General features: G+C 70.7%; 10 protein-coding genes. 7 read left to right on the top strand and 3 right to left on the bottom strand.

Features of this window, described 5'->3' with window-relative positions:
• Nucleotides 1-200 precede the first annotated feature (200 nt).
• Both QZ753_RS21005 and QZ753_RS21000 read right to left on the bottom strand, forming a co-directional pair.
• Complete coding sequence (locus tag QZ753_RS21005; protein ID WP_294646603.1) at nucleotides 201-1,088, bottom strand: AraC family transcriptional regulator; 888 nt, start codon at nucleotides 1,086-1,088, stop codon at nucleotides 201-203.
• Between the two features lie 167 nt (nucleotides 1,089-1,255).
• Nucleotides 1,256-1,705, bottom strand: coding sequence for a winged helix-turn-helix transcriptional regulator (locus QZ753_RS21000; RefSeq protein WP_367171532.1), 450 nt, complete (start codon nucleotides 1,703-1,705; stop codon nucleotides 1,256-1,258).
• Here QZ753_RS21000 and QZ753_RS20995 point away from each other — a divergent pair.
• On the top strand, nucleotides 1,704-2,453 hold the full coding sequence (locus tag QZ753_RS20995) for an SDR family oxidoreductase (protein ID WP_294646602.1): 750 nt from the start codon (nucleotides 1,704-1,706) through the stop codon (nucleotides 2,451-2,453). The two genes, QZ753_RS21000 and QZ753_RS20995, sit on opposite strands and share 2 nt — an antisense overlap.
• 64 nt (nucleotides 2,454-2,517) lie before the next feature.
• Here QZ753_RS20995 and QZ753_RS20990 read toward each other — a convergent pair whose 3' ends face one another.
• On the bottom strand, nucleotides 2,518-3,393 hold the full coding sequence (locus QZ753_RS20990; RefSeq protein ID WP_294646600.1) for an SDR family oxidoreductase: 876 nt from the start codon (nucleotides 3,391-3,393) through the stop codon (nucleotides 2,518-2,520).
• A gap of 204 nt (nucleotides 3,394-3,597) precedes the next feature.
• Between QZ753_RS20990 and QZ753_RS20985 the strand changes: the two genes are divergently transcribed.
• From QZ753_RS20985 to QZ753_RS20960, 6 genes are all read left to right on the top strand, one after another.
• A complete protein-coding gene (locus QZ753_RS20985) occupies nucleotides 3,598-4,584 on the top strand; it encodes a sugar phosphate isomerase/epimerase (protein ID WP_055887443.1) in 987 nt (328 codons plus the stop codon).
• A gap of 65 nt (nucleotides 4,585-4,649) precedes the next feature.
• Nucleotides 4,650-5,705, top strand: coding sequence for a substrate-binding domain-containing protein (locus QZ753_RS20980; RefSeq protein WP_294646598.1), 1,056 nt, complete (start codon nucleotides 4,650-4,652; stop codon nucleotides 5,703-5,705).
• Between the two features lie 62 nt (nucleotides 5,706-5,767).
• Complete coding sequence (locus QZ753_RS20975; protein WP_294646597.1) at nucleotides 5,768-7,303, top strand: sugar ABC transporter ATP-binding protein; 1,536 nt, start codon at nucleotides 5,768-5,770, stop codon at nucleotides 7,301-7,303.
• Nucleotides 7,304-7,308: 5 nt separating this feature from the next.
• Nucleotides 7,309-8,283 carry an ABC transporter permease gene (locus QZ753_RS20970; protein ID WP_294646595.1) on the top strand — a complete coding sequence of 325 codons (975 nt, stop codon included), beginning with the start codon at nucleotides 7,309-7,311 and terminating at the stop codon, nucleotides 8,281-8,283.
• Nucleotides 8,280-9,149, top strand: coding sequence for a MurR/RpiR family transcriptional regulator (locus tag QZ753_RS20965; protein WP_294646593.1), 870 nt, complete (start codon nucleotides 8,280-8,282; stop codon nucleotides 9,147-9,149). Before QZ753_RS20970 ends, QZ753_RS20965 begins: the two co-directional genes overlap by 4 nt.
• The gene (locus QZ753_RS20960; RefSeq protein ID WP_294646591.1) at nucleotides 9,146-10,024 is read left to right on the top strand and encodes a PfkB family carbohydrate kinase; all 879 of its coding nucleotides are present in this window, start codon (nucleotides 9,146-9,148) and stop codon (nucleotides 10,022-10,024) included. Before QZ753_RS20965 ends, QZ753_RS20960 begins: the two co-directional genes overlap by 4 nt.
• Nucleotides 10,025-10,046 lie beyond the last annotated feature (22 nt).

The following is a 10,046-nucleotide window of genomic DNA, read 5'->3' as shown; positions in this document are numbered from 1 at the left end:
CGATGAGGACGAGGACGGGAGCATGGGCCAGCGCGCCCTTGGTGACGGGATAGCTCGCGCCCCAGACGACCGCGATGGCGAGCACCGCCGCATCGGCCGCGAGCGTCGACCGCCGCGCGGCCGGCGCGGCGATGCCGGATGAACAGGACATGCGTCGGCCCCCTCGTTGCCTGCCGAGCCCGGTGTCGGCATCGGCCGGGTTACGGGGCGGCGGCGCGGCGCTCTAGAACGAAAGTGCGGTCCCGGCCGGCCTGCTGATAGGCCGCCGGCGTCAGGCCGACGATCGCGGCGAAGTGGCGGCTCATGTGGCTCTGGTCGGCAAAGCCCGCCTCGGCCGCCGCAGCGGCCACCGCCTCGCCTGCGCGCAGGCGGTCCTGCACGAGCCGCACCTTGAGGCCGATATGGTAGGCATGCGGGGGCAGGCCCGTGTGGCGCCGGAAGAGCTCGATCGTCTGCCTCCGGCGCAGGCTGGCCAGCGAGGACAGCGTGTCGAGGCCGACATCCTCGCTGACATGGGCATGGAGATAGTCGACGAGCCTGCGGGCGCGGGCGTCGGACGCCGAGCCTTTGGCCTCCTCGTCGGCCGTCCCGCCGGCGAGCAGCGACACCACATCGGCGAAGGCGACCCAGGCGGCGTCGCGCGAGAGCGCCAGGCGCGAGGCATGGACCCGGTCGTGGATGCGCTCGAGGCGCGCGGCGAGCCCGGCGTCGCGGCGGTTGCAGCGGTCGAAATCGGGAAGCGGGGCGGAGGATGCGTCCCGGCGATCGCCGAGGATCTCCGCCATCGTGCGCTCGTCGACATAGAACATCCGCTGCACCCAGCCGGCGTCGATCGCCGCGTTGCCGTGATGGACGTCGCCGGGGCGCATGGTCATGAGGGTTCCCGGCAGGACGGAATGCCGCTCGCCGCGGCACCAGACCGAGTGCGCGCCCGCGGTGATGACGCCGACGAGATATTCGGCGTGCGCGTGCGGCTTGAACGACTGGCGCACGTAATGGGCCGTCAGCGTCTCGAGCCCGCGATGCCCGAGCGGCCGGCGGAGCGAGACCCTGTCCGATCGGTGGGCCGGGCCCGGCGTGTCGTCCATGGCGGCTGCGCGGCCTCCCTGCGATGCTCGTGCGCCCATACCGCCTGCCGCGAGCGAGCGCAAACGCATCGAGGAGCAGCAGGAGCCACGGGTCGGCCGCATCGCTTTCGGAAAGTCCGTCGGGCGAGAGAAACCTCGCTCACGCTGCGCGGCGGGGCCCCTCGCCCTCAATCTGGCGTGGCCGCCTCCCTCACGCCCGGCAGACGCGCGGCGACCTCGGCGCGATTCCGGTTGCCCCAATGGCAGAGCGGCATCAGCGCCTCAACGAGCGTCCCGCCGAACGGTGTGATCGTGTAGTCGACGCGCGGCGGCACCTCGCGATAGTCGTGCCGCACGAGGACGCCCACCTCCTGCAGGTCGCGCAGCTGCTGGATCAGGACCTTCTCGCTGATCCCCGACACCAGACGCCGGAGATCCGCGAACCGCCGGGGCCCGCCCTGCAGGTGATAGAGGATCAGGGGCTTCCACTTGCCACCGACGACCGCAAGAGCGACGTCGAGACCGCAGTCCGGGACGATCGGTTCCAGTTTATCCACTCGCTTACCTTTATGTGCGTACTCAACAAAAGGTTTCTGCCCGTCCATATCGCGTTCCGTCAACCACAGGAGAACGACCATGGGCAGGCTCGACGGCAAGGTGGCGGTCATCACGGGCGCCAACAGCGGCATCGGACTGGCGAGCGCCAGGCGGTTCGCCGAGAAGGGCGCGCGCGTCTTCATGACGGGGCGGCGACAGGCTGAACTCGACGAGGCGGTCGCCGCCGTCGGGCACGGCGCCCGCGGCGTCCGGGGCGACATCGCCGACATGGGCGACCTCGATCGCCTCTTCGACACGGTGCGCGCGGAGGCCGGCCGGATCGACGTCCTCTTCGCCAATGCGGGCGGCGGCGAGTTCGCGGCGTTCGGCGAGGTCAGCGAGGCGCATTTCGACCGGACCTTCGCCACCAACGTGAAGGGGACCTTCTTCACGGTCCAGAAGGCGCTGCCGCTCCTCGTCGACGGCGCCTCGGTGATCCTGACGGGCTCGACCGCGGCAACCACGGGCATTCCGGCCTTCAGCGTCTACGGCGCGACGAAGGCCGCCATTCGGAGCTTCGCCCGCGGATGGATCGTCGACCTCGCGCCCCGCCGCATCCGGGTGAACGTCCTCGTTCCCGGATCGACCTCGACGCCGGGATGGCACAGGCTCGCGCCGGGCGAGGCGGCGAAGAAGGCCTTCACGGCCGCCTCCGAGGCCGCCTCCCCGCTCGGCCGGATGGGTAGGCCCGAGGAGATCGCCGACGCCGCGCTGTTCCTCGCGTCCGATGAGAGTAGCTTCGTCACCGGAAGCGAACTCTTCGCCGACGGCGGCGCAGCGCAGATCTGACCGCCGGACCGCCGCGCCCGTCGCGGCGGTCCTGATTTTTCGATGCGGGTCCGGCGGCCGGTCGTCAGTACATCGGCATGCCGCCGGTGATCGGAATCACGGCGCCGGACATGTAGCTGCCCTCGCGCGAGGCGAGGAGGACGTAGGCGGCGGCAAGTTCGCCGGGCTGGCCGGCGCGGCCGAGCGGGGTGTTCTGGCCGAGCGTTTCCAGCGTCTCGGCGTCCTTGGCGATCGGCTGGATCGGCGTCCAGACGGGCCCCGGCGCGACGGCGTTCACGCGGATGCCCTCGGGCGCCAGAAGGTTGGACAGGCCGATCGTCAGGCTGGAGATCGCGCCCTTCGTCGCCGAATAGACGATCATGTTCTTGGTGGCGACCTTGGCCTGGACGCTCGTCGTGTTGACGATCGCCGAGCCCGGCTTCATGTGGGGCGCCGCCGCCTTGGCGAGGCGGATCATCGCAAAGACGTTGGCGGCGAACGCGGCCTGCATCTCGTCGTCGTCGATGTCGGCGAGATTCTCGTTGATCGTCTGGGCCGCCGCGTTGTTGACGAGGATGTCGAGGGCGCCGAGTTCGGCCACCGTCCGCTCGACCAGCGACGCGCAGAGGTCGCGGTCGCGCACGTCGCCCGGCAGAAGCAGGCAGCGCCGCCCGGCCTTCTCGACGAAGGCGCGCGTCTCCTCGGCGTCGGCCTGTTCCTCGGCGAGGTAGGAGATCGCGACGTCGGCGCCCTCGCGGGCATAGGCGATCGCCACGGCCTTGCCGATGCCGGAGTCCCCGCCGGTGATCAGCGCCACCCGGCCCGCGAGAAGCCCCTTGCCGACATAGCTGTCCTCGCCGTGGTCGGGCTTGGTGCGCATCCGGGTCTCGAGGCCGGGGCTCGGCTGCGGCGTCTCGCCGGGGAAGCTCGTCGGCTGGCTGGTGCGCGGATCGTCGTTCATGCGGCAAGGCTTTCCGATCATCGAAGGATGTCGGCAGAACGCCCCAGGCGCCCGATCGATCCGTCACCCTTAGCAACGGATCATGCGGATGGCGCCGCCGGATCGCCTTGTACGTGGCTTCGTGACGTTCCTCGGCGTGCGAGCTTCGTCAACTTGACGACTTCACGATAATTCGTAAAGTGCCGGCAGTTCAGCGGAGCTCCCATGACCCTCTCCCGATTCGCCACGCGCCTCAACTCGTTCGGCTCCGCGCCGCATCTCTACTGGCCCGACCTCCAGGGCAAGCCGAGCTTCATGCAGATGGCCGAACGTGCTGCGACTGCGAAGGGACTGACCGACGTCGACCTGAACTTTCCCGACCACGTGAAGGACGACCCGGCCACCGTCGGCCGCCGCATCAAGGACCTCGGCCTGTCGGTCAACGGTCTCGCCATGCGCTACTACACCAACCCCGCCTTCAAGCTCGGCGCCTTCACGAATCCCGACAAAGCCGTGAGGCGCGAGGCGATCGACATGACCAAGCGCGGCGTCGATGCCGCGCGCGCCATGGGCGCCGACCTGATGACGCTCTGGCTCGGCCAGGACGGGTTCGACTACAACTTCCAGCTCGACTATGCCGAGGCCTGGGACCTCGAGATCGCCGGCATCCGCGAGATCGCCGAGCATGACCCGGCCTGCCAGATCTCGATCGAGTACAAGCCCGACGAGCCCCGCGCCCACGCGCTCCTGCGCGACTGCGCGACGACGCTGCTCGCGATCGGCGAGATCGGGGCGCCGAACCTCGGCGTGACGCTCGATTTCGCCCATGCGCTCTATGCCGGCGAGCAGCCCGCCTATGCCGCCGCCCTCATCCACCGCCGCTCGAAGCTCCTCGGCGTCCATCTCAACGACGGCTACGCCAAGCGCGACGACGGGCTGATGGTCGGCGCGGTGCACCTTCGCTCGACGCTGGAGCTCCTGCGCCAGATCCGCCGCGACGGCTACCGCGGCGCCCTCTACTTCGACACCTTCCCCGACGCGTCCGGCCTCGATCCGGTCGCCGAGTGCGAGACCAACATCGAGACCGTGCAGCGGCTTCTCGGCGTCGCCGACCGTCTCGACGCCGACAACCGCCTCGGCGAGGCGCAGAGCCGCCAGGACGGCGTCGCCAGCCAGAGCATCGTCAACGCCGCGATGATCGCGGCGGCCTGACCGCCAGACCGCGCGCCGGGCCGCGAGGCCAGCCCGGCATTTGTCCAACGGGAGGAACCAACCCCATGACGATCCGACTGAAGGCCCTCGTGGCCGGCTGCGCCCTGTCGCTCTTCGGTGCCAGCGCCTTCGCGCAGACGCTCGCGCCCCTCAACTCCGACACCGAGACCGACCGCATCGAGTGGTCGCAGCTCGACGCCAAGTTCGGCGCGGTTCCGGCTGCCCCCGCCGGCACCCGCATCGGCGGCGTCTCGAAGACGCTGACGAACGAATACTGGCGTTCTCTCGGCGAGGGCTACGAGGCCTATGCCAAGAAGGCCGGCGTCGAGGTCGTCTACCAGGCGGCGCAGTCGGAAGGCGACCAGCTCGGCCAGCTCTCGATCGCCGAGAACCTCATCAGCCAGGGCTTCGCCGCGCTCCTCCTGTCGCCGCAGACCGACAACAACCTACAGCCCGCGCTGGAAAGCGCCGAGGCGCAAGGGATTCCCGTCGTCAACGTCAACGACGCCGTGATCCCGAGCGTGAAGCACTATGTCGGCAACGTGCAGCGCGACAACGGCGTGCGCGTCGCCAAGTGGTTCCTCCAGAACCGGCCCGAGGGCGGCAAGGTCGCGGTGATCGAGGGCCAGGCGGGCGTCTTCGCCGCCGGCCAGCGCACCAAGGGCTTCTCCGAGACCGTGGTCGAGGGCGGCAAGTTCCAGGTCGTCGCGAGCGTTCCGGGCAACTGGGACCGCCAGGTCGCCTACGACGCGGCCGCCACGATCCTCCAGCAGAACCCCGACCTCGTCGGCTTCTATGCCAACAACGACGGCATGGCGCTCGGCGTCGTCGAGGCCGTCAAGGCGGCGGGCCTGCAGGACAAGGTCGTGGTCTTCGGCACCGACGGCATCTCGGACGCCTATGCGTCGATCCGCGCGGGCGAGCTGACCGGCACGGTCGACTCCTTCCCCGTCCTCACCGGCGAGGTCGCGATGGAGACGGCCCTGCGCCTCGTCGGCAAGCAGGCGCTGCCGCGCGTCGTCTCGACGCCCCAGGCGCTGATCACCAAGGACAACGTCGAGGCCTACGCCGTGAAGGGCGACGCCCTTCGCGCGGTCCTCCTGAAAGAAGCCGCCAAGTGATCGTCCGGCCGGGGCCGCATCCGCGGTCCCGGCCGACCGCGACGTCTCCGGGAGGGAGCGCCATGACCACCTCGTCCGCCCCACGCCTCAGCCTCGACGGCATCGGCAAGACCTTCGGGACGCTGCGCGCCCTCGACGGCGTGTCGATGGACGTCGCGCGCGGATCGGTTCATGGCCTCCTCGGCGAGAACGGGGCGGGCAAGTCGACGCTCCTGCGCATCCTGTCGGGGGTGATGGAGCCGACCGGCGGCACCGTCTCGGTCGACGGCGTGCGCGTCGCCGGCCACGGGCCGCTCGGCGCCCGGCGCGCCGGCATCGCGATGATCCACCAGGAACTGCAGCACGTTCCCGAGCTCACCGTCGCGCAGAACATGTTTCTCGGCCGCCCGCTTCGCATGGCCGGCGGCCTCCTCGTCGACCGCCGGGCGCAGGAGCGCGCGGCCCGCGCGGCGCTAGCCCCCCTCGACGCCTCGATCGACCCCGCCGCCCGCATCAACACTCTCAAGGTCGCGCAGCGCCAGATCGTCGAGATCGCGCGCGCCCTGATGGAGGATGCGCGGATCATCGCCATGGACGAGCCGACGTCCAGCCTGACGCCGGCCGAGTTCGACCGGCTCGCCGTCCTGATCCGCGATCTCGCCGCGCGCGGCGTCTCGATCATCTATGTCAGCCACAAGATGGACGAGGTGTTCCGCGTCTGCGACCGGGCGACGATCCTGCGCGACGGGCGCAAGGTCGCCGACGTCGCCATGCGCGAGACCACCGAGGCCGAGGTCGTCTCGCGCATGGTCGGGCGCGAACTCGCGCAGGCCGAGCACAAGGGTTTTGCGACCGGCGCGGTGGCGCTCGAGGTCGAGAACCTCTCGCGCGGGATCGCGGTGCGCGGCGCGAGCTTCCAGCTGCGGCGCGGCGAGGTCCTCGGCATCTCCGGTCTGGTCGGCGCCGGCCGCACCGAACTCCTGCGGCTCGTCGCGGGCGTCGACCGCCCCGACGGCGGCACGATCCGCGTCGACGGCAGGCCGCTCGCCCTCGGCAATCCGCGCAAGGCCATCCGCGCCGGGCTCGGCCTCCTGCCCGAGGAGCGCAAGCGCGACGGCATCGTCGCCCGCCGCTCGATCCGCTCCAACATCGCCCTGTCGTCGATGAGGCGATTCTCGCGCGCCGGCTTCGTGCGCCGCCGCGCGCTCGCGGCCGAGAGCCTCAAGCTGATGCGGGACATGAATCTGCGCCCGCTCGACGTCGAGCGCCCGATCGGCCAGTTCTCCGGCGGCAACCAGCAGAAGGCCATCATCGGCCGCTGGATCGCGGCGGGCGCGCGCATCCTCCTGTTCGACGAGCCGACGCGCGGCATCGACGTCGGCGCCAAGGCCGAGATCTATGCGCTGATCGAGCGGCTGGCCGCCGAAGGGCGCTCGATGATCGTCGTGTCGTCCGAGCTGCCGGAGATCCTGCGCGTCTCCGACCGTGTCCTCGTCATGCGCGAGGGCGCCGTCGCCGGCATCCTGGAGCGGGACGCGATCAGCGAGGAGGCGATCGTCGCCCTCGCCGTGCCGCAGTCCGCCAGCGACCCCTCCCATTCCTCCCGATCGGGACACTGACGCCCATGACCTCCACCGACAGCCTTTCCGCAACGCCGAAGCGCGGCCTGAAGCTCGGTTTCGGCCTGCGCGACGCCGGAACGCTCATCGGCCTCCTGGTGATCGCCGGGGTCTTCGCCGCGCTCAGCCCGAACTTCCTCACCGAGCGCAACCTTCTCAACATCCTCCAGCAGTCGTCGATCAACGCCTGCGTGGCGCTCGGCATGACGCTCGTCATCATCTCGGGCGGCATCGACCTGTCGGTCGGCCCGACCGCGGCGATCGCGGCCGTGGCGGCCGCCGCCATGATGGTCGGCGGCGCGCCGATCGTCCTCGCCATCCCCGCCGCGATCCTCTTCGGCATGGCAGCGGGCGCGGTGAACGGGGCGCTCGTCGCCTATGGCGGCCTGCAACCCTTCATCGTGACGCTCGGCACCCTGTCGCTCTACCGCGCCTCGGCCCTCATCTACACCGGCGGCAATCCGATCTTCGGCATCCCGCCGGAGTTCCGCGCCCTCTTCAACGGCGACATCCTCGGCGTGCCGACGCCGGTCGTCCTCGTCGCGGTGCTGGCGCTGGGGATCTGGGTCCTTCTCAACAAGACACCGCTCGGCGAATACTTCCTCGCCGTCGGCGGCAACGAGGAGGCCTCGCACATCGCGGGCGTGCCGGTCGCCATGACCAAGATCGCGGCCTACGTCATCTCGGGGGGTCTCGCCTCCATCGCCGGCCTGATCCTCGTCGGCCGGCTCGGCGCAGCCGATCCGACGCTCGGCAATCTCTGGGAGCTCGACGCGATCGCGGCGGCCGCGATCGGCGGTGCCTCGCTGATGGGGGGCAAGGGTTCGGTGGTCGGCACGATCCTCGGCGCCATCATCCTCGGATCGCTCCGCAACGGGCTGACGCTCCTCAACGTCCAGGCGTTCTACCAACTCCTGGCCACCGGCCTTATCATCCTCGTCGCGATGCTGATCGATCGCGCGACCAGGGGACGGGGATGAACATGAGCTTCAGCGATCCGAGGACCATCGGCCCTCGGATCCGCATGATGATGCCGCAGCTGACGCCGCTCGAGGCGCGCGTCGTCGAGATGATCCTCGGGCGGCGCGACTTCGACGAGACGACGGCGCTGCGCACCGTGGCGGAGGATGCCGGCGTGTCCGACGCGATGCTCGTCAAGATCGCCAAGAAGCTCGGCTTCTCCGGCTTCAAGGAATTCCGGGCCGGCATCGCGGACTACAACCGCCTGCCGACCGCCGACCTCCACCAGGAGCTCTCGCCCGACGACAGCGGCGCCCAGATCGCCCAGAAGGTCTTCCGCACGTCGATCCACGCGCTCGAGGAGACGCTCTCGATCCTCGACCCGGACGCCTTCGAGCGCGCCGCCGACCTCATCTTCGCGGCTCGCCAGCGCGACCTCTACGGCATCGGCGGCTCGGCCCAGATCGCACGAGACGTGGCGCACAAGTTCCTGCGCATCGGCGTGCGCACCAGCGTCTTCGACGACGCGCACATGATGCTGATGTCGGCCGCCCTCCTGTCGGAAGGCGACGTCGCCATCGCCTTCTCCCATTCCGGCCAGACCACCGCCGTCATCGAGCCCCTGGAGCTCGCCCGCAGGCGCGGCGCGCGCACGATCGCGCTCACCAACTACGCGACCTCGCCGATCGCCGAGATCGCCGACGTCGTCCTGTGCTCGACCGCGCAAGGCTCGCCGCTGCTCGGCGAGAACGCCGCCGCGCGCGTCGCCCAGCTCATCATCCTCGACGCCGTCTTCGCAGCCGTCGCCCAGCGCGACCTCAAGGCGGCCGAACGCAATCTGGCCGCCACGATGGGGGCCGTCAAAACCAAGCGACGCAATTCATGAACACGTCCCGGAAGCCGGTGGTCGTCGTGGTCGGCAGCCTGCACTACGACATCATGGTCGACGCGCCGGACCGGCCTCGCAAGGGCGAGACGGTGACGGGGCACGCCTGGGCTCCGAAGTTCGGCGGCAAGGGCGGCAACCAGGCGGTGAGCGCCTCGCGCGCGGGCGCCGAGGTGCGCATGGCGGGCGCCGTCGGCGACGATGCGTTCGGCCCCTTCCTCCTCGACGCGCTCCGGGCCTCCGGCGTCGACGCGTCGCGCGTCGTGCGGCTCGCCGGCACGGGATCGGGCATGAGCGTCGCGATCTCGGACCGGGAGGGCGACTACGGCGCGGTGATCGTGTCGGGCGCCAACCTCGAGATCGACCTCGGCGCGCTCTCGGACCCCGGCCTCTGGTCGGGCGCCGGGGCGCTGATCCTGCAGAACGAGGTGCCGGACGCGGTCAATATCGCGGCGGCCGAGGCCGCGCGCGGCGCGGGTGCCGCGGTCTGCCTGAACGCCGCTCCCTACCGGCCGCTGCCGGCGGCGTTGGCAGCCCTTGTCGACGTCCTGATCGTCAACGCGATCGAGGCCGAAGAACTGTCGGGGATCGCGGTCGCGGACCTCGCCTCCGCCGCGACGGCCACCGAGGCGCTCGCCGCCCGCTTCCCCTGCGTCGTCGTCACGGCGGGCGGCGACGGCGTGGCGGGCCGACGCGCGGGCGAGGCGCCGGTGACGCTGCCGGCCCTGCCGGTCCGCCTCGTCAGCACGCATGGGGCGGGCGACGCCTTCGTCGGCGCCCTCGTCGCCTCCCTGGCCTCCGGCGACGCGTTCGCCGACAGCCTCGCGCGGGCGAACGAAACGGCGGCGCGGCACGTCTCCGCACCGAAATCGTAGGGCGGTCGAAGCCACCTCCGCG

The organism is uncultured Aureimonas sp. (assembly GCF_913775355.1).
Taxonomy (GTDB): Bacteria; Pseudomonadota; Alphaproteobacteria; order Rhizobiales; family Rhizobiaceae; genus Aureimonas.
Note: the sequence above shows the minus strand (reverse complement) of the source record. Positions and strands in the feature narration are given on the sequence as shown.